The sequence below is a fragment of the Humibacillus xanthopallidus genome, assembly GCF_006717145.1.
GTDB classification, from domain to species: Bacteria; Actinomycetota; Actinomycetes; order Actinomycetales; family Dermatophilaceae; genus Humibacillus; species Humibacillus xanthopallidus.
The window spans coordinates 206,502-233,469 of record NZ_VFQF01000003.1 but is presented as its reverse complement, the minus strand read 5'-3'; the positions used below and the strand labels follow the sequence as shown (position 1 = coordinate 233,469).

Below are 26,968 nucleotides of genomic sequence, written 5' to 3'. Positions count from 1 at the left end.
ACATCCACAGCCAATGTCCTCCCCGCCGGCCGGCTGGTATCCGGACGGCTCCGGGCACGTGCGGTGGTGGGACGGTGTCGCCCGGACGGGTAGCGTCATGCCTCAGCCTCAGCCGCATACGACGTGGGCGGTGCTGTCCCACGTGAGCTTCGTCGTCATGCCAGTCATGGCGCCGCTGGTGATCCGACTCACGGCCGGCAGGCAGGACCCCTTCGTTCGGCACCACGCGACCGAAGCGCTGAATGTGCAGATCCTCTTCGCGATCGTCTGGAACATCCTCATTGGAGGCCTGACCATCGCCTCGGTAGCGGCGAACCCGGACGATCCCAACCCGCCGGCCTGGCTCTTCATCTCCATCCCCTTGGCGTTCCTCGCCGGGGCGGCGGTGCTCGGAATGGCGATTCGGGGTGCCGTTCAAGCGAGCCGGCGCGTCTGGTGGCGCTACCCCGTGTCCATTCGCTTCGTGCGAGGCGCGCGACGAGCTGAGAGCTAACGGGCGCCACCGTCTCGGATGGTCGAACGCACCGGCAGAAGCCATCCCCCCGGGGGCCGTGGTGAGATCGCGAGGGTCGAATCATCGCCCTGCTTGACTCACACCTCGAGCACGCCAAGCACGTCAACTCCTAGGGCGGGAGACGCACGCTCATGCCGCCGCAGCGGCCGTTCGGAGCCGTCGCATCCTGGTGCGAGGGCTCCGTCAGCCGTCTGCGTCAACGTTCACCCGACGCGCCCCGCGGAACCGCGGATCGGCGGTGATCGCGTCGCATACCTGCTGGCTGCCGGCCAACAGGTAGCCCGCCGTGATGCGCCGCGACCTGCTGGCGCGGCCTGGCTCCTCGGGCAGCTCCAGGACCACCTTGGTCATCACCGAGTCGGTTGCCATCACGTGGGCGCCGACGATCTGGTCCCACGCGACGAAACACCGAGACCACGGCAGCGGGCTCCCGTAGACACCCAGGTCGTCGATTCGGATGCCCAGCGACCCGCTTCGGACGACGAGCACGGCCATCGCAACGGTCGACGCCAGCCACATCGCGACGAAGAGCACCCGCACCCACGCCATGCCGCCGGGAGGCGGAAACACGTACGAGACAAGTGAGAAACCGGTCGTGCCGAGCAGCAGCGCAACTAGCAGCTGTCGGTCGCTGCCGAACGTGAGGGTCTGCCCCAGCTGGCGCACCGCATCCGCGGACGCAGCCGGGTCGCGAGCAGGCGGCGGTCCCACCAGGCTGGCGAGGGCCACGTCGCCCAAGCCGACCAGGAACGCGAGAACACCCGCCGCGGAAAGGATGTCGACCACGGGCGATAACGGGAACACCTGGGCCAGGCCCATCGCCACCATCCCGATGCCTGACGCGCCGAACCCGACCGGGCTCATCCGTCCCAGCCGCATTGGGCGTGAGTGGACCTGGTAGTAGCCCGGGAGCGTAGCCACGGTCCTCCTCTCGGAATAGTCGTGCGGCATGGGCACGGTAGCGCCCGCTCAGCTGCGGGAGCCCTTTGGAGCAGGACCCTTCTGCGAAGTGTCGGCTCCGTGAGCGGTGTACGAGTGCGCGATGGCGACGGTGCGACGTCAGGGGTGAGGCCGCGCTGCGTCCAGCCGGTGCTTCGAGGGCTAGAGCGTGGCGGCAGGCTGCGTTCTAGCCAACAGATGCCCGCATCTGCCGCTCTTCGCGCGGCCACCTGCCGAGACCGCCAATGCTCGCGACCGGTCGCATCTGCTTGAGGGTGGTGGCCCGCCCTCCGGGCTGCCTGCTGTGTAGGTCGCGGCACTGATGCCCGGTTTGTACACTGGGTCACAGCAACGCCGGGCCGCTGACGTCCCCATTACATGACTGCGCCGCCGGGCCCGCGTTAGGGGACCCATGTCGAGCAGTGGCGCCCAGTCCGACTGGCCCGCAGCGCTGGAGGAGGACTACCGGCGCACGCAGGGCCGACTCAGCGCCGCGCAGCAGCACAGGCGTGCCGCGTTCGACACCCTCACGCGCCGCTGGGCGCGGCGGCTGCTGGCAGCCGGGGACGACCAGCAGCTCGTCCTTCATGCCGTGGGGTACGGCGCGCCGGACCCAACCGTGTGGACCGCAAAAGCACGCGACGGGGCGCCACTGCCGGTGCGGGTCGGCTTAGCACCGCAGCCGCGCTTCGACGCTGAGACGACCCAGACCCCCAACGGCTGGCTCGTCATGGTCAAGGAGCACACCCCGGCCCTAATGAACGACTACGGCTGGCTGGTAACCGCGGTGGTCGACGGCAGCCTCGACGCTGAGGGCATTCGGTCGCTGCGGGACGAGCTCCTGCGCACCGAGCGGCGGCTGGAACCGGAAGCAGACCTGCGCCAGCTGTGGGACCGCAGAGTCGGCAACGCTGCGGACGCGAGCGTTCGCGGCGCGCAGGCGCTGCTGTTCCTCGTGGCGCACGAGGTTTCGCACGCGCTGTGGGGCCACCAAGGCGAACCGCCGCGGCTCGAGCTCCAGTGGGACGTCCCTGCCCGCATGCACGGCAGCCAGGAGGAGCTGCACGCCGACACGACGGCCGCGCACCTGTTCTCACGCGCCGGCGGCAACAGAGAGCGCGCCGAGGTGGGCGCCCGGCTGTTCTTCGGGATGACGCACCTCATCGACGAAGAGATTGCCCGCCGGGCGGCCAAACGGTTCACCGGCGTGTTCGCGCAGCGGGCCCGTGACTACCTGCAGTCCACTCACCCGCACCCCATGCTCCGGCTCGCCGCGACCCATGCCGGGCTCGGCACGCCGCCGCCGAGCGAGGAAGCCATCGCCGTCCAAGGCGCGATCGACGCGATCGCCGGCAGGCCCGCCCTGGTCCGAGACGAAGCAGCGCTCACCGCGTTCCGCGACGTGCTGGCCGGGGCTGAGGACGGCACGATCGTCGAGACCCTAGGCGTCCTCGAGGGCCGGCAGGTCGGGGACGTCCACGCGATCGACCTGGGCCACCTCGAGGCGCTGGTGCGCCGAGACATTGACACGGCCCTGACAGTGGTCGCGGTCGCTGTGCTCCGGTACGTGCAGGCAAACCCGGCGAGGTGGACCGACATGCACACCGCGGTCGCCCTGATCGACGTCGACGCGGCCATCTCCCGCCGCTGGGCCGCGGACGCGGCCGTCGAACGCGCGCTGCACCAGATCCGAGCCGCGATCCCCGAGATGGACGAGCTGCTCGACCTCACCCGGCACTCGCAGCTCACCCAGAGCGACCCCGAGCAGTAGGCGGCCAGCACGCACTGGCTGGCCAACGAACAGGCTGCCCCTAGGCCAAGGCCAGACGGACGACTCCGGCGACCATGGCGACGACGCCGAGACCGGCGATGATGCTGCCAGCCTCCGCCACCCGCTCACCGGTTGTCGAGTTGGCCCCTGTCAGGATCCGCCACGACCGGGCCAGCACCTTGTGCAAGTACCAGTCGAGGAACTTCTCCAGCACGTCGTCGACTCCACTGCGACGGCCAGCGACCTCGCGTGCGTGAAGACTCCGCCCGAAGATGATGGCTGCGACGCCAAGGACGAAGCCGGTGAACCCGACGAGCAGCAGAGTCATCCGGCCTCCTACCTACCGCTCGGCTGGGGCGAATGCCCGACGTTCGACACCTACGGGATCTCTTCAGGTTAGCGACCGGTCCTGCCCGTTATGAGCGAGTTATGCAACACGGCCGGGCGTCTTTGCGCCGGGGGGAGGCGACCGTCTGATGCAGGGGACGTACCGCGCCACGCACGTCGCCCACGACCAGGGGTGACCGTGGGGATCCGGTCTGTCCGTGCGCGCCCACCACGGCGGTGTCCGCGACGTCCTGACATGCCGCGTTCCGCTCGATCCTGCTGAGAGTTTGCGTTGACAACCGGCAGACGGGCGGACGCGCCATGCGCACAATGTGACCGTGACCGTGACCGATGCTGCGTTCTTCTTCCACCGATTCGAGAAGGCTTACAGCGAGGGAGGCGACCCGCTGGCGGCCCAGGGTCGACTTATGCGCTCGCTCGCCGATGCAATCGCCGACTCTCCTCCGAGACTTGGCCGAGGCCACCGGCCGACGCTGCAGGGGCGGCGAGGCGCGCCATCAGCTTCTGAGTTGCCCGAACGACGACCACGACGGACATCGTCCCGTATGTACACGCCAGCAGAGACCGAGTACGGCTCTCAGTCTCTGGGATCCACGGTTCCCAATGCGACCCCGTCCGTGCCTGGCGACGGCCGCTGGCGCTCGGGCCGGTCTTAGCATCAGAGGTCGAACGCCACGCCCGTGAGCTCCTGGCTGCGGGTCCACAGTCGGCGGGCGAGGTCGGGGTCGCCCGCCAGCGGGCTGAGCTTCGCTGGGCCCACCTTGCCGCGGACCTCACCGGGCCCTTGGGGCCCGCTGTACGAGCCCGGTGCGGCGACCGTCGCGGCATACAGGACTGCCTCGGCTCCACCCTCGGACCCTGGAAGCACCAGGCGCATCAGGGGCGGTGCGAAGGTGCGCACGACCCATCGCGCACCCATGCCGTCGCGGCTTGCGACGAGGTTGGTGACCGCGACCCCCGGGTGAGCCGCGGTCGACGTCAGTGGTGATCCCGCGGCAGTGGCCCGGCGGTGGAGCTCCAGGGCGAACAGCAGGTTGGCCAGCTTGGAGCGGCCGTAGGAGGTCCTCGGGTCGTAGTCCTGCGGCGGATTGCCGTTGACGACCCGGTCATCACCCTGGTGGTGGGCCAGTGAGGCCACGGTCGTCACCCGCGAGGAGGGAGCCGCCAGCAACGCGGGCAGCAGTAGACCCGTCAGGGCGAAGTGCCCCAGATGGTTCGTCCCGAACTGCAGCTCGAACCCGTCGACGGTGGTCCGGCGCGTCGGGGGCGCCATCACGCCGGCGTTGTTCACGAGCAGGTCGACCGGGCGGTCGATCCGCGCTGCGAACTCGCGCACCGACTCCTGGGAGGCCAGGTCGAGAGCCTCGACAGCGGTGCTGCCGTCAATCCGTGCGGCGGCCGCGCGTCCCGCGTCGAGGCTGCGGACGGCGAGGATGACGTGGGCGCCATGGTCGGCCAGAGTTCTGGCTTCCACGAACCCGATCCCGGAGTTGGCGCCGGTGACAATGGCGGTCGTTCCGCTCAGGTCGGTGATCTCGGTGGGCTTCCACGCCATGGTCCACTCCCGCGGGTCGTCGGTGCCCGCGGGTGATCGCCGGCCCCGGCAGCGTATGCCGTGCTACGACCAGAACTAATCCTCACGCCCCACAGTCACGCCGCCGCGAGCCGGTCGTGCGTCTCTCCGCCGCGAAGCGGCAGTGTTCTTCCGTCGCCCGCCGGGCGCATGCGTCTGACCCACTCGGATGACTGTCCTGGCAGCCGGGGGGAGAACCGGCCTGGGTTGTGGGCCTGGGATCACGGGTTCTGCCAGACTCGGGCGCATGGGATGGCTGGACTCCTTGAAGCCCAAGGCAGGTGACACCAAGCGGCACACGGCATCGGCGCTGCGGGCGGCGAGTCAGGAGCATCCGGGCCCTCTCGGCCGCGTGGTGCTTGGCGCGGGGCTCGATGGTCTCGGACCGATCCGGTCGGCGGTCCGAGTCGCCGAGGCCGCGCTGCGTGACGCCGATGATTCCGAGGAGGCCGTCGAGGCCCTGGTGCGTGATCACCTCGCCCTCAGCGCCGCGGGCGGTTTCCTCACCGGCGTCGGCGGCAATGTGACGCTGCCGGTCGCGCTCTCGGTGAATCTTGCCGAGTTCTACCTCGTGGCCACCCGCCTGGTCGGGGCCATCGCCGTCGTGCGTGGCTACGATGTGCGCCAACCGGAGGTGCGCACCGCGGTCCTGCTCACCCTCGTCGCCTCACGCTCTGACCAAGTGCTCGCCAAAGAAGGGTTCGGGGCAGGGACGCTGGCGCGGATCGGCCTGGGCCGAATGCCGCCGGGCGCCTTGATGCTGGTCAACAAGGCCATCTTCTTCCGTCTGCTGCGACGGGTGAACAAGCGCCTCTTCTGGAACCTCGGCCGCGGTACGCCGCTTCTGGGCGGAGGCGCCGGAGCCGCGCTTGACTCTTGGATGATGGCCCGCATTGCCGGGCAAGCCTTGGTGGAGTTTCCGGTGCGGGACGCCACTGAGGACCCAGCCTCCTAACTGAGCAGCCGCTTCGAGGGGCGCCCTTGCCACGTTTAGCACGCAAGTGGACACGCACCCGTGCATGCGGCTGATCTATTCGCCCCAATGCCCGCGCGACGACCTGCGTCACAACGCCGCGAAGCGGCAGTGTCCTTCCGGCACCCCTTTGTTGTCAACGGGTGGCCGACTCCGTTCTGGAGCTTGCGGTCTTCCGTGCGGAGTGGGGCGGTTGTAGCGTCGGTTTCGCGGGTCCGGGAAGTGGCTGATCCGAAGTGTCGATGTGCGGGGGCAGGTCGACCGCGCTGGATTCTTGAGTCGCCCCGCAGTGCCCTCCCGGGCCCGTTCCAGGCGTTCCACCGACGTCAGCTGCGGCCGCCAGGTGCGCTCGTTCGGCGTCGGCGACGAGCTGGCGATAGAGCGCGTCTGAGATCCTGCGCTTCAGGCAGCGCAGTGCTTCCAGCTTCGTCTTGCCCGCGGCGAGCTTTCGCCGGTAGTACGCGCGGCCGTCGGTGTCGAGCCGGATCTGGCTGATCGCGGCGATGTGGATCATGTGGTTCATCCGCCGGTTCCCGGCCCGGGAGAGACGGTGCCGGTTCTGCTCACCGGAGGACGCGTCCAAGGGCGCCGTCCCCGTCCAGGACGCGAACCGGTTCCGGTCGGGAAACCGGGCGATGTCGCCGACGTCAGCCAACGTCCGGGCCGCGACAACGGGTCCGACACCGCGCAGGTCCATCAGTCGGGACCCTCGCGCCTTGACCAAGACCTTGAGCTCGGCGGTGGCCTTCTTCATCTTCGCCTCGACCGCGACCAGGTCGGCCAGCTCCTCCGCAGCGATCCGGCGGCGTGTCTTGCCGGCGATGTCACGCGGGCGCACCGAGGCGAGGATCGCCTTGGCCTGCAACGCTGTCAGGTCCTTCTTCGCCGTGCCCGGGACCAGCTCGGCGAGGAGCCGGTGGAGCCGGTTGACGGTCTGGACCCGCAGCCGGGTCAGCTCCTCGCGGCGGTCGGACAGCATCCGCAACGCCTCGAGCTCCCCGTCGACCTGCAGGACCCGCAGCCCTTCGGTTCGCACGGCGACGACCGCGATGGAGTGCGCGTCCAGCGCGTCGGTCTTGCGGTTGTGGCCGGTGTCGAAGAGACGGACCCGCGCGGCGAGCTTCGCCGGAACGTCCACGACGTGCTCGCCGGACTCGAGGAGCCGCTGCGCCAGCGGACGCCCGGCGCCGTTGCTGCCCTCGACCGCCCACACCCGCTCCGGCCACGTCTTCACGTACGACCGCATCGCGGTGTACCCGGCCTGATCCGTACGGAACCTCCCCGACCCCAGCAGCTTCTCGTGTCGGTCGACGACCTCGATGGTGGCCGACAGCTTGTGCGGGTCGACCCCGATGATCACCTTCGTCATAGCCTTCCTCCTGCACTTCCTCGAACCGACAGGGACGGCGAGGTGGGCAGTGCTGCTACGAGCTGGGCAGACCCCTTTCGAGCCACGCCTCGTCACGGTGCCCGACGGACTGCAGACCGGAAGAGAGCCACACCCCAAACGGGGTGGGCAGCCGCTTGAAGAGCCTCCCGCCGGACACCTGGACCGAGTCTGGCCAGACACCGATCCTGTCGGCAATCGTCTAGCAGCCGCCTGAGGGGCGCCCACGCTTCACCCACATGATGCCGATTTGAGGACGTGGGTGTAGGTGGGCGGTGTCAAGCCGTGGAGCCACCGCGGACTCCGGACCTGTCGAGGTCCCACCCGCGGGGAGGGTCTCGCAGCTTAGTAGCCGGGGAAGACCTTCCGGAGCTCGTCCAGCGTGACGTTGCCGGTCACGGTCACGCCAGCGGCGTGTTCGGGGCCGAGCCGTCCGCTGAGCAGCCGCACCACGGCCTCCGCCGGACCCTCGAACGTGGCCGTTGGATGATCGAGGGAGTCGGTCACGGTGACCGCGTCGGTGATCTCGAGTGCGCCGCCCGGGATCGTCAGGCGGACCTCCCGTTCGATCGCGTCCGGCTTTGCGGAGAACCCCAGCAGGAAGGCCAACGGCCGGCGAAAGAGCTCGACGAGCAGTTCGGCAGAGTCCTGGTCCACGGTCGCCGACGGGTCGACTCCAACGCGGACGTCCCAGGCATGGTTGGCAACTTCATTGAGCCGCATGCCGAGCGCGACCAACAGCGGCACTGGCTCGGGAAGGAAGCCCAGGTCGATCATCAAGCTGTCGCGCTGCTCGATGCTGAGCGCCTCGATTGTGTCGAGGTACGCCTCGTCGTGTTTGACGAACTCGGCTGCCTGGTCGGCCGGGGAGGACGCGTTCCACCGTGCCCAGATCGCCTGGTTGTCCTCAGCCTCGACCCGCTCGCCCGCGGCGGTCGCGATCGGCTTGCTGCCGATTTCCGCACCGCTGCCGATGTGCGAGAGCGCCTGCGCGACGCTCCACTCCGTGGCCCCACTGGGGTCGCTCAGATTGTCCTCGGACAACGTCGGCACCAGCGCGGCGAGGGTGTTGTGGTTGACACGCAGCGCCGCGATAGTGCGCTCGACAAGTGTGCTCATGCCCGACGCAACCATGCAGACCGCGGCCTTCTTCCCGGGGTCACCCAGTACTCCTCGCAACCGTCGGATGTGGTGTCCGGACTCAGACGACGGCTGGGACTGGACGAACATCACGGCAGAAGCCTCCGGCGCAGCCTCGGTGTCCATGTCAAGGGAGCGGCACACCGTGTGGGGTCTGCCGCATGGAGCGGTGGGCGCAGGGACATTGCCCCCTCATTCAAAACCGCGGTTCGTCGGCGTGCGACGCTCCTATGCTTCGTCAAGCAGCTGCGGAGCCATTTTCAAGCAGACGGTAGAGGTCGCGCGCGACGTAGCGGGCTAGGCATCGTCTGATCTCTCGGCTGGTCTTGCCTTCCGCACTGCGGCGGGCGACGTAGTCGCGGGTGGCCGGCTGGTACTGGATCCGGATCCGGACCACAGTGTGCAGGATCGGTTGAGCTGGCGATCGCCGTACGGCCGCCCCACGGCGGCCGGCCAGGCAGTTCAGCGTCCATCTGGGTGGCGGTGGGCCATCCGGCTCGGTGGTTCGGCGCCCGTTCCAGCGACTGGCAGACAGCAGGACGCGTCGCCCGTAACGTGACGAAGATGAGCCGGCCGCCGGCCGCCGACCGTTCAGAAGGAGCGGGACCCATGCGCAGACATATCCTCTCGGCGCTCCTCACGGCCGTCCTTTCCGCTGTCCTCGCGGCCGTGACGGTGCCGTCGGCGACCGCGGCATCGGCCGTCAGCCAATGCCCCACGGGCGGCGTGAAGGTCTCCGCGGCGGACAGCCCGGACACGATCACCGACATCGGCGGCACGGCATCTGCCCCCGTGGTGGTGACGATCACCGGCCCCAGCTTCACGATCACCGCGCCCCGCGACGCGAGCTACACCGTGTGGAACGCGCACTGGTGCCTGAAGTCTTCGACCAAAACTGTCAGCGACCCGTACCCGGGCACCGGCACCGGTGGAACCACCCTCGCCACCAACAGCAAGGGCAAGCCGCAAGACATCGGCTACGTCGTCGTCTACGACGTCACCACGACAATCGGCGCGACGCCGCGCCCGGGGTGCTTCGCGTTCGATCGAGGCTCCTTTTTCGGGACGCTCTATGTCCAAGTCAACGGCGAGAACCCGCAGGCCCCGACCTACGGCACCTACTTCCTCTTCTTCCGCGACTCCGCTTGCACGGAAGCGTCCGGTTACGGGCTGCCGAGCGTCGGCTTGGTCTGGGAGATCCCGGGGACAGACACGTTGGCGAGGTGCCAAGCCCTCGGCGGCTACAGGGCGGAGAAGTCCCTGGAGCCCGGCCTTTTCAACTGCCAGTAGGGGGACGCAGCTCCGCAGCGGTAGGCAGACAGCGACCACTGTCAGGCAGGGCCTCGACTTGAATGCCTGGTCGGGCGGGCGAGTCGCTGATGGCGACGAGGAACACTTCGAGCTACTCATCGAGGAAACCTCCGCGCTCTAGCCGACCTCGGTATTCCGCAGTGGCGGCTCGGACCCGCCCCACATCGCCGTGAAGCGGCAGTGTCCTTCCGCCGCCTATCGCCCACCGCGTGGGCACGCGTCACAGCGCCGCGAGTCATTCCCGGTTGTGGGAGCGCGGGCTCGACTTACCGAAGTGCCTCGGGACCCATTCGTGTCGCCTCAGATCATGGCTCTGTGCGCGGCCCATACTGCTGCAGTTCTGCGCGTACCTGTTCGAGCATTGCTGTGTTCGAGTGCAGGTCCTGGTGCATCATCGCCCGGTCGAGCTCAACCACCTGCTGCAACTCCTCAATCGCGTCCTCGTACCGATCAGCCATGCGGTGGATCATGGCGATGATGTACCGGCGGTTCACGCTCGCGACCCGATCGCCGACGAGCACGCCGACGGGACCGGCGCCCGCATTCGCCGACGCCGCCGGCATGCCTCGCGCCCGTTTCTACAAGACGGTCAAATGGGGTCGCCGCGACGCCCGGCTCGCGGGAGTCCGCATTCGCTCGCCTGCCGCAAGTCCGACAGGTGAAGTTGTGGCCTCCCGGCGTCAACCCTGGATGAGGTTGTGGGCTGTTCATGGGTGAGGCGAGTACCCGTCCGTCCGGGTGGGTGCCACTCATTCCAGGAGGTAACCGTCATGCGCCAACTTCACCGCCGCAGCGTTGTCGCCGCAGTCGTTCTCGTGCTGTTCCAAATGAGCACCCCATCGTCGGCGATGGCGGATGCGCCGACGCCTGTCGATGAGTCGCGCCTGGTGCCAGCGCTGAGCCCGTCCTTCGAGCCGTGGTCGTGCCAGACGAAGCAGGAAGGGCCGGTCTGCAAGGGCGAGCGCCACACCTCGTCGGGTTGGGTGCCTTTCGACCTTGCCTGTGGCGACACCCAGCTATGGGCCAACGGCACCTCGGACCGCTTTCAGACGCGTTACTACAACAAGGACTATCTCGACACCTACCGGGAGTTCCGCACCAACGACATCGACCAACTCAGCACGTCGCCGACGGGGCCTGCGACGGCGACGATCAGCACCAACGTCCGCTTCTCGGAGCCGTTCGCTGTGCCCGGCGATGATCAGACCCGCACCATCACCACCGAGGGTGTTCTCTGGGACATCCGCTCCTCCCAGGGTGCCGCGGTGTGGCGCGCGGTCGGCAGACTGGTCGAGCCTCCGGACGCCGTGGGCACCTTCAGCGGCCATGTGACCGCTGCCGGGAAGACGACCCGCTTTGTCGACGCGCCGCTGCCAGAGGTCCTCAGCGACGAGACCTTCGTCTCGGCCGTGTGCGCGGCCGTCACGGGCAGCAAGTGACTTAAGCCGGACGGGAGGGCGCCCGTCCGGTTCTGCGGTAATGCGGTCGACGCATCGCGGCAATGGACATACTCGATTGCAGATCGGAGGCGCCCGGTGGGCGACGAGGAGCGGCAAGACTACGAGTGGGTCTACCGCGCCCGGTTTGCGTCGGTGGCCCGCACCGTCTTTCTCATCGTGGGCAGCCCCGCGGTCGCCGAGGAGATCACTCAGGACGCGTTCGTCAAGCTGCTGCAGAAGTGGTCATCCGTGTCCGACTACGAGCGTCCGGAGGCGTGGGCCCGCAAGGTCGCGGTACGGATGGCAGTGCGCCACGTCGGCCGTGAGCGGTCCCGCCCCGGTCGCGAGCTGCGCGCCCAGCCAAGGCAGAGCGAGCCGTCACTGCCCGATCCGGAGGTGGCCCGGGCGGTGGCCGCGCTCGCCCCAATGCAGCGTGCAGCGGTCGCGCTCTACTACTGGGAGGACCGCCCGATTCTGGAGATCGCCCGGATGCTGCAGGTGTCCGAGTCGACCGTCAAACAGCACCTCTACCGGGCCCGTGCGCGGCTGGCCGACGTCCTGAAGGAGGAGGTGACCGAGGATGTCCGTTGACGAGAGACTGCGCATCGGCCTCGCCCGGAATGCCCAGAGCTGCGACCCAGACGTCGAGCTGCTGCTGAAGGCCGCGTTGACGCGGGGGCAGCGTGACCGTCTGCTGCGCTGGGCCGGCGTCACGGCTGGCGTCGTGGCCGCGGCGTGCACCGCACTGGTTCTGGCGCTTTCTCTGGGGTGGCGCAGCGACCGCGCGCCCCTGGTCCCGGCGGACGGGGCGACATCGACCGCAGCCCTGCAGGGCCTGTATGCGGCTGACGTCCCCGCGCAGCCGTCGACGCCGAGTGTCGCAGGACGCTGGGTGCTCGAGTTCAAACCCCAGGGCGTGCTGACCGTTACCGCACCGCCGGCCTACCCGGGCGTGGTCTCCGGGGTGCTCTACGCCGTCGCCGGCGACGAGCTGCGGACCGACCTGTTCAGCCAGGACCTCTGCGCCGGCCAGCCGTTGGGCAGGTACGCCATGACCAGAAGCGGGACACGGCTGACCCTCACCACGACCGTGGATCCCTGCCCGCAGCGGGTGGCGGTCCTCACCGCAGCGAGCTGGACGGCACTGCCGTGACGAGGCAAAGACCTGACGAGTCCTGCGGCCGCGCCCGCAGGACTCCACCGAAAGGGACCTGAACGATGAGGGCAGCACGTGCAGCGACGGCAATCCTGGCCAGTGGGGCCCTGCTCGGGGGATGCTCCGGAGGTGCCCAGCCACCTGCCGGTCAAGGGGCAGGGAAGCCGGTAGCCGCCGCGCAGAGCGTCTCGGCCCGACCTTCACCCACCTCCGCAAGGCTCACCGCGATTCCCGATGGGGCCTGGGCTAGGGACATCACCACGGCCGAGCTGACACGACGCGGACTGCACCTGTCGCCGGAGGAGATCACCGCCAACTACCTCGACGACGGCACGGTCCGCATCGTGCTCAGGACGCAAGGATCGCGGTGGTCACTCCTCGTCCAGGACGACCTCGGCGCATACGAAGTCGGTGACCTCGGCACCACGAGCTACGACAGCACCGGGCGTTGGGTCCAGGGCAGCGACAGCACCGGTGGCAGCCTGACAGTGGCCTGGAGAGTCAACGGAGACACCCTGGTCACGTCCGGGATCAAACCCCCTCCGGGGCAGCCGCCTTTGGGCGACGCCGAGCACGTCTTCCTCGAGGGCACCTGGAAACGCCAGAGCTGACTCACGCGCTCTCGAGAGGACGGACCATGCGCATCCCGCAACGCACCCATCGCCCAAAGCTCGCGGCTGCCATCACAGGCTGCCTCATGACCGGGCTGCTCCTGGGGTGCACCCCCACGCCGCCGCCGGTGACGTTTCGACCGTCGCTGGTGTGGGGGGTATGCCCGGCCGACGTGGAGACCACCTTCTTGTCCCCACACCAGTGCGGCACCCTCACCGTGTTGGCCAACCGAGCTGAACCCGAAGGCGCCACCATCACGCTGCTGGTGGGCGAGGTCCCGCCGCCAAGCGGCGTCGCAGTTCCCGGGATCGGAACCAGCTTCGGCCCCAACTTCGGCGATGCCGAGGCGATCTCTGGCGCTATGGCGGCCGGCACCTCCAGGATGGGCCGCACAGGCCTACAGATGGAATGGCGGGGTTCAGGCCCCCACAGCACGCCCTCACTGCGCTGCCCCGAGGTGGACCGTCTCGGTGTGCGGGCGGCCGGTGTAGCCCACGACGACGCCGGTCTACGCGCGACCTTCGTCACCGCGGTCGCCGCCTGCGCGAAACGCCTGCGGTCCCACGACGTCGACCCCGCCGACTACACGACTGCGGCGATGGCTCAGGACATGGAGGACCTGCGAGTCGCCGCCGGGATCGACCGCTGGGAGATGGCCGGTGCGTACGGCACCCAGTCGGCCGTGCTGTTCGAGTACCTGCGCCGCTACCCCGGACGCGTCAAAGCCGCCTACCTCGACTCGCCGGCATTCACCAGCCCCACCGGCTTCTACGGCGGCGCCGCCGCGCTGCAGCAAGGGCTCGACGCCTTGTTCCGGACGTGCCAGCAGACGCCCGCCTGCCGTGCCGACTACCCCGACCTGCAGGGGCTGTGGAGCCAAGCCCTGGACGGGGTTGCCACCCACCCCTTGCGAGGCAGGACCAGCGTCGGTGACCAGCACGTCAGCGTGCTCGTCGACGCCCCCAAGCTGCTGCGCGCCACGAGGCTCGCCCTGGGAGCGGAGGGCGGCCCCCTGACCGCTCTGCCGAGAATCATCAGCGACGCCGCTCACGGCCGGCTCGCCCCCGAACTAGCCCAGACGGTCGCAACAGACCCCATCTTCTGCAGCGGGTACCGACCGCAGTGCCGCGATCCACGATTCAGCCTGGGCGTCTTCCTCACCAACTTCTGCCACACGCCCGCCGTGCATGGCCAGGAGGCCACCGATGCGATCCGCGGAGCCAGCAGCAACCCGGCCTACCCTTCCGTCTTCAAGGACTCGCCGTACACCGAGGCGTGCCCGGCTTGGGACACCCCACCCGAAGGCACCACCCCCACCCTCTCCAGCATCGGGATCCCGCTGCTGCTGATGTCGGGCGGCCTCGACTCGTTCAGCCCTCCGGCCACCACCCAGACAGCCGCCGATACGCTCGGGCCGCAGACGTCTGTCCTCGAGGTCCCGGGGGGCATCCACAACGTCCTCGGCTTCTACGAATGCGCCATCACCGCCCGTAACACGTGGAACCGAGAACCGGCCCGACCAGCCCCAAGAGATGTGTGCGCCAACGCCCCCGCCATGCACTTCCGATAGCTGTCATACACCGTTAGTCGGACAGGCTCTATCCGTCATCTGAGTCTGCAGGGGTAGCCCATTCCGCCGCGAAGCGCCGTCACATTGGGTTATCGACGCGAGTCGTCCACGAGGAGCCCGATGGTGTGTTCGGCTTCATGCGGGAAGACGCCTGTCAGCGCGGGGGGAGATTTGGAGCTGTTCGCTGGGGAGCCACCGGGCCGGGCACGGCGCCGTCTTGGGCGGAAGTCGAGTCGCTGACTTCGACGGGGCGATGAGCGGGCCTGGGCCTGAGGTGTACGCGCTTGGCCTTCATGCTTCCTGGATCTGTTGTAGTCGCTCGAGGGCGAACCAACCGACGGGGACTCGCAGGTTCGCCACGGCGAGGAAGGCGTGTCCGAGGAGGAGCTCGTCCGAGCCCGGCGACACTTGCACGAGGTAGTCGCGCAGTCCCCCGGCCAGGCCTGCCTCCGGCGTCTCGACCGCGCCGTAGTCGAGGAACAGGGCGTTGAGGTAGCGGTTGTTAGTGGCGGCCGCGTCCACGGGGGTGACGGTGAACCTGGCCCATTCGCGACGACCGTCGCGCTGGGCTCGCTCGGTCCAGGGCGAGGTCAGGTCGCTCCCGACGACCGACACGTTGTATCCCAGCGCTCGCCCGTCGGCGGTGTGGAAGCCCTTGATGAAGCGCCGGATGCCGAGCAGGCGCGAGGAGGCGGGCAGGTTCGTGCCGCGCCACTCCCAGCCGGACAGAAGGTTGAAGTCTGGTGTGCCTCCTCGCCGCATGACCTTGCTCAGCCGCCGCGTAGGTGTGGCGACGAGAGCCAGGTAGGCAGGAGAGGCTGGCCGGATCGGTCGCGGGTCGGTGGGCGTCACCATGTCTCGATGATCCTTTCAGCAGCGCGGGTGGCCAGGGCCATGACAGTGAGCATCGGGTTCACGCCAACGGGTCCGGGGAACAGGCTCGCGTCGGCCACCGTCAGCCCACGCGTTTCATAGACCGCGCCGAAGGGGTCACACACGGCCCACAAGGGATCAGACCCCATCCGTGCCGTGCCCATCAGGTGGACGGTCAACAGGTCCAGGTCGGAGGCCCGCACCCGGCGCGCTGCCGCGCGACGAATGTCGTCGCCGGTACGCAACGGCTGATGTCCTCGAATCGGAAGGTGCACGGTGTGGGCTCCCGCGGCCATCAGTGCCTCGCTGACGAGGAGAACCGCTCGGGTCACCCGGTCAGCGTCGGTGGCCGTGACGGCGTACGTCACGGCGACGCCGGTCGATCCGATCGGCCGGACACGCCCGGCGCCGGTGTCCTCGACGAGCACTCCAGCGGTGACGATCTGGTTGTAGGCGGCGAGGGCCTCCCCAAGGGCCGCCCCGTCCAGGGGGAGCGCACGGGCGACGAGGGACGGTGGGAGGTTGACGGCGGCGAGGATAACCCCGTGGGACTCGAACTCACGGACCTGCAAGGACTGGTGGGCGCCCTTCCACCCATCGACGACCTCCTCGAACACGGCCATCACCCCAGCACCCGGGTGGAGGGTGAGGTTGCGTCCGAGCTGGCCCGAGGGTGGTCGCATCCCGGAGCGCAGCAGCAGGGCGGGTGTCTGGATCGCGCCCGCGCAGACGACGACGTGACTCGCCCTCACCTCGAAAGCCCTCGCGGGCCTTGAGGCACCGCTGACCCGCCCGCGAACCCCGACGGCCTGCTTGCCGTTGTGGAGGACACGCTCGACCCGACAGTCGGTCCACACCGTCGCCCCGAACGCCAGCGCACGGGGGAGGTAGCTGACCAGGGTCGACTGCTTGGCGCCGGTCGGGCATCCCCACGTGCAGACGTTGCAGCCCCCGCAGTGAAGGTGGTTGCGCGGGTCCTCGATGACCCGCCACCCCAGCCGCTGCGCGCCCAGGCGCAGCAGTTCCTGGTCGCGTCCGACGGACCCGGCATCGGGTAGTCCCACCGACAGGAAACGTTCGACCCGGGCGTAGTAGTCGTCGAGGCCGCCGCTCGAGAGGGCGGGGTCGCCGCAGGCGACGGCCCACCTGGACAGCACGCCGTCTGAGGCACGGAAGGCCATGCCGCCGTTGATGACGGTGCCGCCGCCGACACAACGCCCCTCGGCGTAGCCGACCGGAGCCCGGCCCAGGGTGGTCGTCGCGCCGCCGTCGCGGTAGAGGGTCCGCAGGGCCTGGGTAGTGGATGTCGTGAACGACTCCGTCGGGTGGTGCGCACCCTCCTCGAGCACCACCACGGACAGGCCGGCCTCGGCCAGCTCGGCCGCCATCACGCCACCCCCGGCTCCGGAGCCCACCACGACGACGTCGCACTCGAGCCGGCCGGGCATCTGCGTGCCGGGTCGGATCGCACCAACTCGGTCACCACGAGACCGGTCAGGGCTGGGCTGGCTGCTGCCGGGTCGGCCGGCGGCGGTCGTCGACCCGGACCCCCGGGAGCGACTCTGCGACGAGGCTGTCGGGGGCAGCGGCGCCGGCGTGACCAGCAACCTGCGATGCGAGGCGATGTCGCTGGACCACGACTGCAGCCGTTCGGCCCTCTTGGCGGCAATGTAGGGATCCGGGTTGTAGCCCACCCGAATGCGGACCTGGGGCTGCTCGTAGTAGGCCATCACCACAACGTCCCGCAGAAGCTGCAGACCGCGACCGAGCGGCCCCCGACGTGACCGGGCCAGGACGTCCCGCGCGACGACCGGGTCGATCGCGCTGAAAGGGAGCCCCCGACGTACCCGTGTGCCGTGCTCGAGAACCCCGGCCAAAGTGAGCAATGCTCGTCTCGACGTGAGATTGAGGGCGCCCACGAAGGCATCGGCCTCGTCGACGGTGGCCTCGATGAGCTCGTCGGTCAGCCCATCGGGCGGACACACCCCGCGAACCAGGGCGGCGATCACCGGACGGCGTCGCCTAAACGACCTCGCCCGCCCACCCCGGCTTCGCTGGAAGGCGGTCACGGTCATCCGGCCCCCACATGCCTGCAGGTCTCAAGTGGGACCGGCGAGGCCCCCACTGGATCGGGCGCAGCGCTCACACCCTCATGGTCCCCCGAGTCACGCCGTCACCGGGCAGAAACGGTCCTGAACTGGCATTGCCTCTCGCCGGCACTCCGACCCGAATTCGAGCCGGTTCAGTCTGCAACTTCAGACCGCCAGCGCCGACGTGACGGCCTCGACCTGCACCCTCGCTGTAGCGACCGGCAACTCGACAAGCCTTCCGTCTCACGGCTGCGCCCACATCCGGCTCGTGGGCAGACGCGCCTACCGCCGCTGGCAGTCATCCCAGCGGGGCGTCGATCGGCAACCGCATCACCGGTGGCCCGATGATGCTGATCGCCCTTCGCACTCGCGGCTGATCGGTGCGGCGATAAGGATCGTCATGGCGACAGTCAAGGTCAGCGAGGTAGCCGCGTTGAGGTCCTCCTCAGCGCCAGCTCGAAGGCCAACCGCAGGCTCCGGATCATGGCCGAGGAGCTCGTCGAGTCCGGCGAGGTCCGAGGTGTGCCAGCCGTGACGGCAGATGACGGCCCGGGTGACGTCAGCCCCGAAGGCTAGGGAGCATCCTCAGGTTCGTCCACGAGGGGCTGTGGTTTCAGCCCCAGTGGGTTGACCCGTAGCCGGTCCGCGGTGACGGAGGCCCAGTCTGGGCGGCTTGCCAGCGTCCGGGCGTGGTCGATGGCCACACCGAGTGCCTGCTCGCGGAGCTCGGGCGTGATGTCCATCGGCTGCGCCGTGATGAACTCGATGTCGGTGACACCGATGAACCCGAAGATGGCGCGGAGGTAGGGCTCCTGGAAGTCGAAGGCGTTCATCGGCGATCCGGGGGAGTAGTCCCCTCCACGCGAGGACACCACGATCATCTTCTTGCCGTGGACCAACGGCACGGCCTGCCCGATCTCGTTGTAGCGGAAGACGTATCCGGGCTGGATGATGCAGTCGATGTAGTACTTGAGGGCGTAGGGGATGCTGAAGTTCCACATGGGGGTCGCGAGCAGGTACGCGTCGGCGGAGAGAAAGTGTTCGATGGCGCGCTCGATCTGCGCCCACGACTCGGCGTGGTCCCTGCTGATCGGCTGGCCGACCATGAGCGTGTACTTCGCCTCGATGTTGTCGCCCGCGATGGCCGGCAGGTCGTCGTTGTAGAGATCGACGGTGTCCACCTGGGCGTGAGCGTGGTGCTCCTGCAGGCTCGCCACGAATGCCGCCGCGACACGCTCGGTGTTGGACTTCTCGCCCCGCGGGGATGCGTTGATGTGCAGCAGCTTCATGGGGATCGCTCCATCTCTGGGTGCAGCCTCGCGATTCAGCTGGCGGCGGCATCCACAGAGTCGCGCCAGACAGAGCGCGCAGACCAAGCGTATGGCGCGGACGGCGACCGGACGCCCGTTGCCGGAAATGATCGGTCCGTAGGTTCCCTCCTCAAACCAACCTGGGCCGGGGCTTCGTGACGGTGAGCGCCGAACGTCCCCCGTACGGGCGACACTGAGCATGCAGCGGATGCATGCAACGGATCGAGCTCAGACGCCCAGTGTTTCCCGGTCCTCGGCCGACAGGACCACCGTGCGCGGACTCCACGCCGTCGGCTGCATCACCTGCTCGGCCAGCCCGAGAGCCGTCCAGCCAGCCTGAGCAGCCGGGCGGCACCCGCCGTAGCGGACCCCGCAAACGTCGGGACGCCCAACGGCTCATGCGCAGGCGGCTCGCAGCAGCAGGCCCGCCTCCTCGCCAGGAACGGGGAACGCTCGGACGAGGAATGCTCTGCAACGGGGCCACCGTTTGTAGCCGGACGCGGGCGAAGTACTGGCTGCGCTCGGTGCGCCGACTACCTGAGTCATACCGGCTCCTATCGCCCACCTTCTCAGCCGGTCGGGAGGCCGTGGTCGTTGCGGTAGGTGCGCAACTGCTGGATTCGGCCGTCCTCGACGGTGAAGATGTGGCAGACCGTGCTGACGTGGTCCTCGCCGTCGAGGGTGATGGTGGACAACTGCTCCACGAGGACGTCCCTGCCGGCTTGGACCACGTTCGTATTCTCTGTCGTCAGGGTGGGTCCCTGGTTGATCGGGGCGTTGAGCCGGTCGACGATCTGGTTAGCGCTCGTGTAGGCGATCCGCCAGGGCGAGTCCGTCCATGGACTGGCTAGTTTCACTTGGACATCGTCTGCGAGGAATCGGCGCAAGGCGTCGAAGTCCTCGGGCCTTTGCGAGTTTCGGGCGCGCTGGCTCGCCTCGATCCACGCCAGGACGAGGGCGACATCGTCGGACATGGCTCGATTGAAGCAGGCCGCACCGACTCGGTTGTTGTCTATGGCGCAAGTGCGCTGACGGAGCAGCGCCGAACCGCCCCGTGTCCCGACTTGCAAGACACTGGGCGGTTCGGCCATAACTGAGTACCTGACATGCGGAAACGCCCATCGGGGTTGTCAACATGTGTCATCGCGTGCGATTAGCGTGCGGTTAGCGGGACGTCCGGTCTCCCGGCCGGGGGACGGTTCGCCACATGCACCAACCCCGCTGCCGTCTCCCGTTCCCCGCACCCAGCAGCGCGTTCTGGCCATTCGCCGAGGCGACGACGTTTCAGGGCCGAGTGCTCGGCCAAGTGCCGCAAGCATGGCTCTGTTAGCCACATCGAAGCCGAAGATGAGCGACCGAGCGACCCTGCCCGCCTCGAACACCCCAGCGCGTCTGTGCTGGCGAAGCATGTGGCCGCCGGACTCGGTGTGCATTCGCCGCGTAGCGCCCGGATGGGTCAGGCGCTCTGCAGGGGATGGATCCGGTCGAGGGCGGCGCCGAGGTGGTCCTTCTCGATCTCGAGGTCGTAGCGGGTCTGCAGGTTGAGCCAGAACCGGTCGGTGGTGCCGAAGTAGCGCGCCAGCCGCAGCGCGGTGTCGGCGGTGATCCGGCGCTTGCCGTGGACGATCTCGTTGATCCGTCGCGGCGGGACACCGATCGAGACGGCGAGGTGGTGCTGGGTGACCTCCAGCGGGTTCAGGAAGTCCTCGAGGAGAACCTCCCCCGGGTGGATCGGCGCGATGGTGGCCATCGGTGTTCCTCCTTCGGTCAGTGGTAGTCGAGGATCTCGACGTCTTCGGGCCCGGCGGGTGTCCAGGTGAAGCAGATCCGCCACTGCTGGTTGATGCGGATGCTGTGCTGTCCGGCTCGGTCACCTCGCAGCGCTTCGAGCCGGTTGCCTGGTGGGACCCGCAGGTCGTCGAGGGTCTCGGCCGCATCGAGCACGACAAGCTTGCGAAGGGCAGTCCGCTCGATCCGCGGGTCGAGCTTCTTGGTGCGTTCTCGTGACCACAGCCGTTCGGTGATCGCGTTCCCGAACGACCTGATCACACAAACGAGCATAACGCGGCGCGTTATGCTCGTCGATCCGAAAGTGCCGACCAAGGGTCTGGCTCGGGGAGATAGCCCATTCCGCGGGCTGTCGCCCACATGGGGCCGGCGCCGCAGCGCCCCCTGTGGGGCAGCGTCGCGGCGCCGTACGAGTCAGGTTTCCCAAGGGGAGCGGCAGTCCGGCCGCCGGACTGTGGCATCAGGGCTGGCCCGCGAGGGTCAGAACGCGGGAGGCATGTCGTAGGTGACCCACATCGTCCGCGTGGCCATCTGGTCGTACTTGGATCGTGCGCGATGGTTGTCGTCCGCGGTGATCCACCGGACCACACTCCATCCGCGCTCAGCAGCGATCACACTGAGCCGTTCAAGCAGCAGGGCGGCGGCTCCCGAGCCACGGTGATCGGGGGCAACGAACAGGTCGTCGAGGAAGCAGCCGGTTGTGGCGGAAAGCGGACGTGCGAAGGCACGGTAGTGCGCCAGGCCGGCCAGCCGGCCATCGGCGGTCTCGGCCACCAACGCGTTGACCTCATGGCCTGGGTCGTTCACCCACGACCACACGAGCGCGGCGGATTGCTCCGTCTGATTCACCTTGTAGAAGTCCGCGTATCCGCGGTACAGGGCCCGCCACTGCGGGAAATCCTCGGGGCGTGCGTCACGGACCTTGACCTCGGACATGTGAGCTGAACTCCTGTGGGTGCGAAAGCCTTAGGTGCAAGACGGTGAGTGTTGTGCCAGGCAGAGGCGGCTGCGCCGGGCGCAGAGCGCACCAGGATCGTCGGCTGCCGGGAGTTGAACGTGATGGCTCGCCCGGCTGTTGCAGGCGAGGATACGTGCGCGTCGGAGGCGGTCACTCGCCGGTGGCGCCGTCCACAGACTCACGGATGAGGTCGGCGTGCCCGTTGTGCCGGGCGTACTCCTCGATCATGTGCAGCAGGATCCATCGGAGGGTGAACTGCCCGTCCCCACGTCGACTCGGCATCACCGACAGCTGGTCCAGCCCGCCAAGACTGAGTGCCTCATTGATGTCACGACGCGCCTGGGCGACTGCATCGTCCATGAGCCGACGCAGCTCCTCGGGGCTGTCGTCGCTCGCAGAGTGCATCTCCCAGTCAGGGTCGGCGTCCCAGTCCGCCGAGTCCCACGGCTCACCCATCGCCCGGCCGTGCAGCACCCGGCCGAACCAGCTCGCCTCGTTCAGGGCCACATGCTTCAGCAGCCCACCCAGGGTGAGTGTCGACGGCGGAAGGGTCTGTCGCAGCTGGTCGGCCGTCAGGCCGTCAGCCTTCATCCGCAAGGTGTCTCGGTGGTAGTCCAGGAAGGCCACGAGCATGCTCGCCTCGTCGGCAACCAACGGCGGGTCGGTGCGCTCAATCGTCATGGGTTGCGACCGTAGTTGTCCCAAGCCCGAAGCGGCACCCAGTTATCGCGGCCGCTCGAGCTGTGCGCCCCCCTCACACGCCCGCTTCTGAGAGCAGGGCGAGGAACCGCTCCGCGTCCCTTACGCGAGGCAGGTTGTTGAACATGACGTACGGCGACGGTCGACCGACGACCCGGTCCCGCAGCCGGAGCAGCTCGTCATCGGTGTGAACGTGGCGCGAGCCCTTGGTGCCGTGCAGCCGGTAGTACGTCTGCTCCGGAGTCACCGTCTCGGTCTGCATGGGGTCCACGACGTGAACGAGGTCCAGCTCGGCGCAGAGCTCGGTGAGCAGCTGCGTGGGCCACTCACCTCGGGGCTCCCACAGCAGGCGACCGACCGGCCGCTCCACCTGCCCCACGAAGTCCCGCAGCCTCTGGACGTTCTCGGCCGTCGGGCGAAAGCTCTTCGGGCACTGAAGCAGGACCGCGGTCGCCCGCAGGACGCGGGCGCACTCGAGAGTGCGCTCCCACCCCGCAAGGACCGTAGGAGTCGTCCGGAAACCTCCCACCTGACCATGTGCGTCTTCCGGCAGAGGTCGTTTCATGCGCCGGTAGGTCGGGCTGTTGGACTCGTGAGTGACGATCTGCCACGCCTTGATCGTGAACTCGAAGTCTGCCGGCACCTGGCTGCGCCATCGCGTCAGCACACCGTCCGACGGAGGCTCGTAGAAGGTGTGCTGCACCTCGAGGACGGGGAAGCGCTGGACGTACGACGCCTGGGAGACCGTCCAGCCGCACAGCCCTACGCGAACGTCCACGTGCCCATCCGTCCCGTCGAGACGTGACCCTGCTGGACGGCATACCCACGCAGTCGCCCTTGGACACCATCGTCACGCCGAGGCGTGCGGGTCCTCCAAGACGTCGCGCCACGAGTGCTGCGGCTCGTAGCCGAGCAGACGGCGTGCCTTGTCGATCGAGTAGAACGTCTCGTCGCGCCCCATCGGTCGGCGCAGCTCCACCCCGGCATAGAAGCGCTCGCGCACCTCGTCGGTCGTCGCGGCGACGGACAAGTCGGCGTTCGCGACGTTGAAGACCTCGTAGCCCAGGCCGTCGACCTCGAGACACCGCTGCACCATGAGCCCCAGGTCGCGGGTGTCGATGTAGGCGAAGATGTTGCGCCGTCGCAGCGCCGGGTCAGCGAGGAAAGCCGGGAACAGCTCGACGTACTCGTGCGGCTCGATGACGTTGTTGATCCGCAGGCCGTAGATGTCGGCGCCGGTGCGGGCCTGGAACGACCGCGCCGTCACCTCGTTCGCGACCTTCGACATCGCGTAGGAGTCCTCCGGCACCGTCGGGTGCTCCTCGTCGACCGGCACGTAGACCGGCCGCCGCTCACCCTGCGCGAAGCACACCCCGTAGGTCGTCTCCGACGACGCGAAGATCACCTTGCGGATGCCGAGCCGCGTCGCCGCCTCGAGCACGTTGTAGGTGCTGAGCACGTTCGTCGCATACGTCTTGGCCTCCGACGTCAGCAGGATCGCCGGCACCGCGGCGAAGTGCACGACGGCGTCGTATGCCGGCTTGGCCGCAAGCTCCAGCTCGTCGAAGCGCGCCAGTCCCGCGAGCGCCGAGTACGTCTCGCCGATGTCGGTGAGGTCGACCCGCAAGTCGGCGACGTCCGGGTGCCCGAGCCTCACGAGGTCGGCGTTGGTGACCTGGTGGCCCTGCTCGGCGAGGAAGGGTGCGACGTGCTTGCCGGCCTTGCCGCTGCCGCCGGTGAAGAAGATGCGCATGCCCTGATCCAACCACCGGCGCGTCCGGCGAAACTCACCCCCACGGCATACGCCGGACGCGCCCACCCCAAGAAGAGCAGCCCCCTACGGGAGGCGGATGGCCACCACCTGAGGCCCGAGCTTGGCGGCGTCGAGGGCGACCTCCTGCGCCCACGGGTGCTCGTCGGCCGTCTTGCCACCGAGGTCGACCCTGAAGCTGACGACGCCGGGCGAGCGGACGACGTCAGCCGACGCCGACCGTGCCGAGAGCAGCGCCTGCACACGGTCGGCGGCACCGGGCCGCACGCTGATCACCATGCGGTCCGAGACTGCCGGCGCCGAGGTTGCCTTGAGCGCAACCGCCTTGGCCTGCACGGACGCTGAAGGATCCGGCCCCATGATCGCGTTGAGCAGCATCCGCGCCGTGCCGCCGGTGAACGCGCGGTAGTTGGGGTCGAAGCCGAAGAGGACGACCCGGCCGTCACCCACCTTCTCGTCCACGACAGCGGACTTGCCGTGCAGCTGCTCCTCGCCCTCGGCGAAGCCCGAGATGAACCAGTCCGGGTCACCCGCAGCCGGGTAGCGCACCGGCGTGGCCCCAGCCGCAGCCGACCAGACGAAGTCGTACTCGTACATCGCCCACGCCGTGTCGCCCACGCCGGCCGCCAGCGGGCTGCGCCCGTCGACCTCCACCCGGATCAGCGAGCCGGGGATGTCGGAGGTCGCGGCCGTGTAGGTCGCGGAGGTGAGGCCGAGCCGGGTGGCCAGCCGCGAGCTGTCGCGCAGCGTGATGAGCCGGCCGCCGTCGCGCACCCACTGGTCGAGGGCAGCCCGGCCCGCCGTGCCGAGGGCGTTGGAGGCGGTGGCGTCCGACCCACTGGGCACGACGAGCACGTCGATGTCGGCCAGCGCACCCCCGGCGATCTGTGCCGCCGTCAGGTCGGTGTGCTCCAGCCCGACGCGGTTGTCGAGCCACCAGCGCAGCCAGCCGGCCGACTCGATCGAGGCGGTCGAGGTGGCAGAGATCTGCCACACGCCGAGCCGCGGGGCCGCCCCCGTGACAGCCGAGACCGGCTCGGCCTGCAGCGCCAGCGGAGCGGCCTGGGGCTTGAGGTCTGCGCCGGAGCGGCCACCCGCGATGTTCTCGAGCAGCGGCGAGCTCCACGCCGTCACGTCGTAGAAGTAGGGGAACGGGACGTAGGTGTCCTCGTTGAGCATCGCCTGGACCCAGTGCTTCTGGCCCTGGGCCATGGGGATCCAGTAGGTGCCGGTCGGCAACGTCGTCGAGGCGGCAGGCCGGCCGTAGGGCGTGTAGTCGGGCACCGTCAGCGGGCGCACGAGCCGGAAGACGTCGACATCCATCCGCTGGAGCCGCCGCACGACGCGCTGCACCTCCTCGGTCTTGGCCGGGTCGTCGGTGCGCAGGAAGTAGTGCCTGACCTTGGTGTCGGGGACGGGGTTGGTGATCTCCGCGCCCTCCCAGTAGAGCTGGTTGGGCTCGAGCTCCCCGGCCACTCCCTGCTGGTAGGCCTTGACGTGCTCGGCACACCACTGCGTCAGCAGCTCGTCGTCCTTGGCTCCCGCGGCGCTCAGCGTCGCCCAGATCGCGACGTACTGCTCCCGCACCCGTTGCGAGGCCGGGTCACCGCTCGACTTCTCGAATGTCATTCCGGCGGCGTTGAATCCGGTGGCCGGCACGCTGTCGCCGTAGCCCATGTAGAACAGGTCGTAGACGTCGCCGTTGAAGAAGGGGATCGAGAAGCGCCCGAAGGCCTCCTGCATCGCCGGGCCGTAGAGCTTGTAGATCCAGTCCAGCGGCGTCTCGCCGATGTCGTGGTAGACCGGGTCGGCGTTGGGCGGGAAGAAGTAGGTCGCCCGCCCCATCTCGTGCGCGTCGATGAACAGCTGCGGTGGCAGCTTGCGCAGCATCTCGACCTTGCCGTCGGTCTCCGGCTGGGTCCGCGCGAACCAGTCGCGGTTCATGTCGAAGCCGTATGCGTTGCGCCGGGTGTCAGCCTCACGCCCGTCGGGGTTCTGGGTCGGGAGCACGACGACGATCGCGTCGTCGAGGATCCCCTGGGAGGCGCAGTCGGTGCGCGCGGCGAGCTCGTAGAGGACCCGCAGCGCGGCGTCGGTGCCGCTCTCCTCCCCACCGTGCACGTTGCCGGCGACCCAGAGGATCGACGGCATCGAGCGGATGATCTGGCGGGCCTGGGCCTCAGGGGTCTTCGGGTCGCGGAGTCGCCCGAGGTCGCGGCCGATGCGGTCCAGCCCGGAGGGGGTCACCCACTTCTCCTGGCCGACGACGGCATACCTCAGCGGGCGCCCCTGCACCGTGGTGGCGAGCACCCCGTCGACGACCTTCGGGCTCGCCGCGGCGACGGCGGTGAGGTAGCTGTCGGACTCCTGCGTCGTGACGTCGCGGTCGCCGAGGTCGATGCCGATGACGTCGCGCGCGGTGGGCACGCTCGCGTCGAGCGTCGGGGCGGTGAACGGGTCACACGGCGCCGCCGCGGCAGCCGACGAGGCCGCCGCGAGCGACGCGGGTCTGGGCGGTGACGCGGCCTGCGCCCCAGCAGTAGGGGCGGTGACGAGCAGCGCCGCGGCGAGCGCCAGCGCAGTCATGCCGCCTGTGAGTCGGACGAGGTGAGTGGTGCCCCTGCCGTGCATGAAAACCCCCATCGAGCGGACGGAGAATCCTGAGAGTTCACTGAACCACTGCTGTCAGAAGTCCGTCAATGCCCACAGATATGGACATATGGCAGCGCGCGTCGACGGCACTGCC

26 protein-coding genes are annotated in these 26,968 nt (G+C 68.8%); 9 read left to right on the top strand and 17 right to left on the bottom strand.

The annotated features are described in order from the left end of the window. Nucleotides 1-13 precede the first annotated feature (13 nt). On the top strand, nt 14-493 hold the full coding sequence (locus FHX52_RS19100; protein WP_342777991.1) for a magnetosome magnetite crystal formation protein family: 480 nt from the start codon (nt 14-16) through the stop codon (nt 491-493). A 204-nt stretch (nt 494-697) separates the two neighbouring features. On the opposite strand, the gene FHX52_RS19095 is transcribed toward FHX52_RS19100, so the two are convergent. Beyond that, nucleotides 698-1,378, bottom strand: a complete 681-nt coding sequence (locus FHX52_RS19095; RefSeq protein ID WP_141823973.1) for a hypothetical protein — start codon at nt 1,376-1,378, stop codon at nt 698-700. An 832-nt stretch (nt 1,379-2,210) separates the two neighbouring features. On the opposite strand from FHX52_RS19095, the gene FHX52_RS19090 reads away from it, so the two are divergent. Beyond that, nucleotides 2,211-3,224: a hypothetical protein gene (locus FHX52_RS19090; protein ID WP_141823972.1), complete on the top strand. Its 1,014-nt coding sequence runs from the start codon at nt 2,211-2,213 to the stop codon at nt 3,222-3,224. A gap of 40 nt (nt 3,225-3,264) precedes the next feature. Here FHX52_RS19090 and FHX52_RS19085 read toward each other — a convergent pair whose 3' ends face one another. After that, nucleotides 3,265-3,552 (bottom strand): hypothetical protein, encoded by a 288-nt coding sequence (locus tag FHX52_RS19085; RefSeq protein ID WP_141823971.1) that lies wholly within the window; start codon nt 3,550-3,552, stop codon nt 3,265-3,267. Between the two features lie 678 nt (nt 3,553-4,230). After that, nucleotides 4,231-5,127 carry an oxidoreductase gene (locus FHX52_RS19080; protein ID WP_141823970.1) on the bottom strand — a complete coding sequence of 299 codons (897 nt, stop codon included), beginning with the start codon at nt 5,125-5,127 and terminating at the stop codon, nt 4,231-4,233. Nucleotides 5,128-5,392: 265 nt separating this feature from the next. Between FHX52_RS19080 and FHX52_RS19075 the strand changes: the two genes are divergently transcribed. After that, on the top strand, nt 5,393-6,100 hold the full coding sequence (locus tag FHX52_RS19075; protein WP_185747388.1) for a hypothetical protein: 708 nt from the start codon (nt 5,393-5,395) through the stop codon (nt 6,098-6,100). Between the two features lie 154 nt (nt 6,101-6,254). Here FHX52_RS19075 and FHX52_RS19070 read toward each other — a convergent pair whose 3' ends face one another. Continuing rightward, nucleotides 6,255-7,487 carry an IS110 family RNA-guided transposase gene (locus FHX52_RS19070; protein ID WP_141823968.1) on the bottom strand — a complete coding sequence of 411 codons (1,233 nt, stop codon included), beginning with the start codon at nt 7,485-7,487 and terminating at the stop codon, nt 6,255-6,257. Nucleotides 7,488-7,850: 363 nt separating this feature from the next. After that, the gene (locus FHX52_RS19065; protein ID WP_141823967.1) at nt 7,851-8,624 is read right to left on the bottom strand and encodes a maleylpyruvate isomerase family mycothiol-dependent enzyme; all 774 of its coding nucleotides are present in this window, start codon (nt 8,622-8,624) and stop codon (nt 7,851-7,853) included. A 630-nt stretch (nt 8,625-9,254) separates the two neighbouring features. Between FHX52_RS19065 and FHX52_RS19060 the strand changes: the two genes are divergently transcribed. Beyond that, complete coding sequence (locus tag FHX52_RS19060; protein WP_141823966.1) at nt 9,255-9,935, top strand: hypothetical protein; 681 nt, start codon at nt 9,255-9,257, stop codon at nt 9,933-9,935. A 326-nt stretch (nt 9,936-10,261) separates the two neighbouring features. On the opposite strand, the gene FHX52_RS19055 is transcribed toward FHX52_RS19060, so the two are convergent. Continuing rightward, nucleotides 10,262-10,519 carry a hypothetical protein gene (locus FHX52_RS19055; protein WP_141823965.1) on the bottom strand — a complete coding sequence of 86 codons (258 nt, stop codon included), beginning with the start codon at nt 10,517-10,519 and terminating at the stop codon, nt 10,262-10,264. Nucleotides 10,520-10,726: 207 nt separating this feature from the next. Here FHX52_RS19055 and FHX52_RS19050 point away from each other — a divergent pair, with 207 nt between their 5' ends. The 5 genes from FHX52_RS19050 (at nt 10,727) to FHX52_RS19030 (ending at nt 14,733) form a co-directional block, all read left to right on the top strand. Next, entirely contained in the window at nt 10,727-11,395 is a 669-nt protein-coding gene (locus FHX52_RS19050; protein ID WP_141823964.1) for a hypothetical protein, read from the top strand. 96 nt (nt 11,396-11,491) lie between these two features. After that, nucleotides 11,492-11,986, top strand: coding sequence for an RNA polymerase sigma factor (locus FHX52_RS19045; RefSeq protein ID WP_185747387.1), 495 nt, complete (start codon nt 11,492-11,494; stop codon nt 11,984-11,986). Next, complete coding sequence (locus FHX52_RS19040; RefSeq protein WP_141823962.1) at nt 11,976-12,548, top strand: hypothetical protein; 573 nt, start codon at nt 11,976-11,978, stop codon at nt 12,546-12,548. The genes FHX52_RS19045 and FHX52_RS19040 overlap by 11 nt, the downstream gene beginning before the upstream one ends. A 65-nt stretch (nt 12,549-12,613) precedes the next feature. Next, a complete protein-coding gene (locus FHX52_RS19035; RefSeq protein ID WP_141823961.1) occupies nt 12,614-13,162 on the top strand; it encodes a hypothetical protein in 549 nt (182 codons plus the stop codon). Nucleotides 13,163-13,188: 26 nt separating this feature from the next. Further along, on the top strand, nt 13,189-14,733 hold the full coding sequence (locus FHX52_RS19030) for an alpha/beta hydrolase (RefSeq protein WP_141823960.1): 1,545 nt from the start codon (nt 13,189-13,191) through the stop codon (nt 14,731-14,733). 291 nt (nt 14,734-15,024) lie between these two features. Here the strand turns inward: FHX52_RS19030 and FHX52_RS19025 are convergent, their stop codons facing one another. From FHX52_RS19025 to FHX52_RS18975, 11 genes are all read right to left on the bottom strand, one after another. Next, the gene (locus tag FHX52_RS19025; protein WP_141823959.1) at nt 15,025-15,588 is read right to left on the bottom strand and encodes a hypothetical protein; all 564 of its coding nucleotides are present in this window, start codon (nt 15,586-15,588) and stop codon (nt 15,025-15,027) included. Further along, the gene (locus FHX52_RS19020) at nt 15,582-17,336 is read right to left on the bottom strand and encodes a GMC family oxidoreductase N-terminal domain-containing protein (protein ID WP_185747386.1); all 1,755 of its coding nucleotides are present in this window, start codon (nt 17,334-17,336) and stop codon (nt 15,582-15,584) included. The genes FHX52_RS19025 and FHX52_RS19020 overlap by 7 nt, the downstream gene beginning before the upstream one ends. 932 nt (nt 17,337-18,268) lie before the next feature. After that, complete coding sequence (locus tag FHX52_RS19015; RefSeq protein ID WP_141823957.1) at nt 18,269-18,985, bottom strand: FMN-dependent NADH-azoreductase; 717 nt, start codon at nt 18,983-18,985, stop codon at nt 18,269-18,271. A gap of 590 nt (nt 18,986-19,575) precedes the next feature. Beyond that, on the bottom strand, nt 19,576-19,980 hold the full coding sequence (locus FHX52_RS19010; protein ID WP_185747385.1) for a nuclear transport factor 2 family protein: 405 nt from the start codon (nt 19,978-19,980) through the stop codon (nt 19,576-19,578). Nucleotides 19,981-20,462: 482 nt separating this feature from the next. Further along, a complete protein-coding gene (locus FHX52_RS19005; RefSeq protein ID WP_141823955.1) occupies nt 20,463-20,756 on the bottom strand; it encodes a HigA family addiction module antitoxin in 294 nt (97 codons plus the stop codon). Between the two features lie 17 nt (nt 20,757-20,773). Further along, nucleotides 20,774-21,055 carry a type II toxin-antitoxin system RelE/ParE family toxin gene (locus tag FHX52_RS19000; protein WP_141823954.1) on the bottom strand — a complete coding sequence of 94 codons (282 nt, stop codon included), beginning with the start codon at nt 21,053-21,055 and terminating at the stop codon, nt 20,774-20,776. Nucleotides 21,056-21,274: 219 nt separating this feature from the next. Then, nucleotides 21,275-21,730 carry a GNAT family N-acetyltransferase gene (locus tag FHX52_RS18995; protein ID WP_141823953.1) on the bottom strand — a complete coding sequence of 152 codons (456 nt, stop codon included), beginning with the start codon at nt 21,728-21,730 and terminating at the stop codon, nt 21,275-21,277. A gap of 172 nt (nt 21,731-21,902) precedes the next feature. Further along, nucleotides 21,903-22,433, bottom strand: a complete 531-nt coding sequence (locus FHX52_RS18990) for a DinB family protein (protein ID WP_141823952.1) — start codon at nt 22,431-22,433, stop codon at nt 21,903-21,905. A gap of 73 nt (nt 22,434-22,506) precedes the next feature. Beyond that, nucleotides 22,507-23,229, bottom strand: coding sequence for a DUF72 domain-containing protein (locus FHX52_RS18985; protein ID WP_185747384.1), 723 nt, complete (start codon nt 23,227-23,229; stop codon nt 22,507-22,509). Nucleotides 23,230-23,301: 72 nt separating this feature from the next. After that, nucleotides 23,302-24,204 carry an NAD-dependent epimerase/dehydratase family protein gene (locus FHX52_RS18980; RefSeq protein WP_141823951.1) on the bottom strand — a complete coding sequence of 301 codons (903 nt, stop codon included), beginning with the start codon at nt 24,202-24,204 and terminating at the stop codon, nt 23,302-23,304. 84 nt (nt 24,205-24,288) lie between these two features. Further along, the gene (locus FHX52_RS18975) at nt 24,289-26,808 is read right to left on the bottom strand and encodes a M14 family zinc carboxypeptidase (RefSeq protein ID WP_185747383.1); all 2,520 of its coding nucleotides are present in this window, start codon (nt 26,806-26,808) and stop codon (nt 24,289-24,291) included. Nucleotides 26,809-26,968 lie beyond the last annotated feature (160 nt).

Coding starts and splice junctions, on each gene's coding strand:
- FHX52_RS19035 (WP_141823961.1), top strand. CDS start 12,614: ATGAGGGCAGCACGTGCAGCGACGGCAATCCTGGCCAGTGGGGCCCTG.
- FHX52_RS19090 (WP_141823972.1), top strand. CDS start 2,211: ATGAACGACTACGGCTGGCTGGTAACCGCGGTGGTCGACGGCAGCCTC.
- FHX52_RS19020 (WP_185747386.1), bottom strand. CDS start 17,336: ATGGCCTACTACGAGCAGCCCCAGGTCCGCATTCGGGTGGGCTACAAC.
- FHX52_RS19015 (WP_141823957.1), bottom strand. CDS start 18,985: ATGAAGCTGCTGCACATCAACGCATCCCCGCGGGGCGAGAAGTCCAAC.
- FHX52_RS19100 (WP_342777991.1), top strand. CDS start 14: ATGTCCTCCCCGCCGGCCGGCTGGTATCCGGACGGCTCCGGGCACGTG.
- FHX52_RS19085 (WP_141823971.1), bottom strand. CDS start 3,552: ATGACTCTGCTGCTCGTCGGGTTCACCGGCTTCGTCCTTGGCGTCGCA.
- FHX52_RS19050 (WP_141823964.1), top strand. CDS start 10,727: ATGCGCCAACTTCACCGCCGCAGCGTTGTCGCCGCAGTCGTTCTCGTG.
- FHX52_RS19005 (WP_141823955.1), bottom strand. CDS start 20,756: ATGGCCACCATCGCGCCGATCCACCCGGGGGAGGTTCTCCTCGAGGAC.
- FHX52_RS18975 (WP_185747383.1), bottom strand. CDS start 26,808: ATGACTGCGCTGGCGCTCGCCGCGGCGCTGCTCGTCACCGCCCCTACT.
- FHX52_RS19025 (WP_141823959.1), bottom strand. CDS start 15,588: ATGGTGACGCCCACCGACCCGCGACCGATCCGGCCAGCCTCTCCTGCC.
- FHX52_RS19095 (WP_141823973.1), bottom strand. CDS start 1,378: ATGAGCCCGGTCGGGTTCGGCGCGTCAGGCATCGGGATGGTGGCGATG.
- FHX52_RS19060 (WP_141823966.1), top strand. CDS start 9,255: ATGCGCAGACATATCCTCTCGGCGCTCCTCACGGCCGTCCTTTCCGCT.
- FHX52_RS19065 (WP_141823967.1), bottom strand. CDS start 8,624: ATGAGCACACTTGTCGAGCGCACTATCGCGGCGCTGCGTGTCAACCAC.
- FHX52_RS19040 (WP_141823962.1), top strand. CDS start 11,976: ATGTCCGTTGACGAGAGACTGCGCATCGGCCTCGCCCGGAATGCCCAG.
- FHX52_RS19010 (WP_185747385.1), bottom strand. CDS start 19,980: ATGTCCGACGATGTCGCCCTCGTCCTGGCGTGGATCGAGGCGAGCCAG.
- FHX52_RS19075 (WP_185747388.1), top strand. CDS start 5,393: ATGGGATGGCTGGACTCCTTGAAGCCCAAGGCAGGTGACACCAAGCGG.
- FHX52_RS19030 (WP_141823960.1), top strand. CDS start 13,189: ATGCGCATCCCGCAACGCACCCATCGCCCAAAGCTCGCGGCTGCCATC.
- FHX52_RS18995 (WP_141823953.1), bottom strand. CDS start 21,730: ATGTCCGAGGTCAAGGTCCGTGACGCACGCCCCGAGGATTTCCCGCAG.
- FHX52_RS18980 (WP_141823951.1), bottom strand. CDS start 24,204: ATGCGCATCTTCTTCACCGGCGGCAGCGGCAAGGCCGGCAAGCACGTC.
- FHX52_RS19070 (WP_141823968.1), bottom strand. CDS start 7,487: ATGACGAAGGTGATCATCGGGGTCGACCCGCACAAGCTGTCGGCCACC.
- FHX52_RS19080 (WP_141823970.1), bottom strand. CDS start 5,127: ATGGCGTGGAAGCCCACCGAGATCACCGACCTGAGCGGAACGACCGCC.
- FHX52_RS19055 (WP_141823965.1), bottom strand. CDS start 10,519: ATGCCGGCGGCGTCGGCGAATGCGGGCGCCGGTCCCGTCGGCGTGCTC.
- FHX52_RS18990 (WP_141823952.1), bottom strand. CDS start 22,433: ATGACGATTGAGCGCACCGACCCGCCGTTGGTTGCCGACGAGGCGAGC.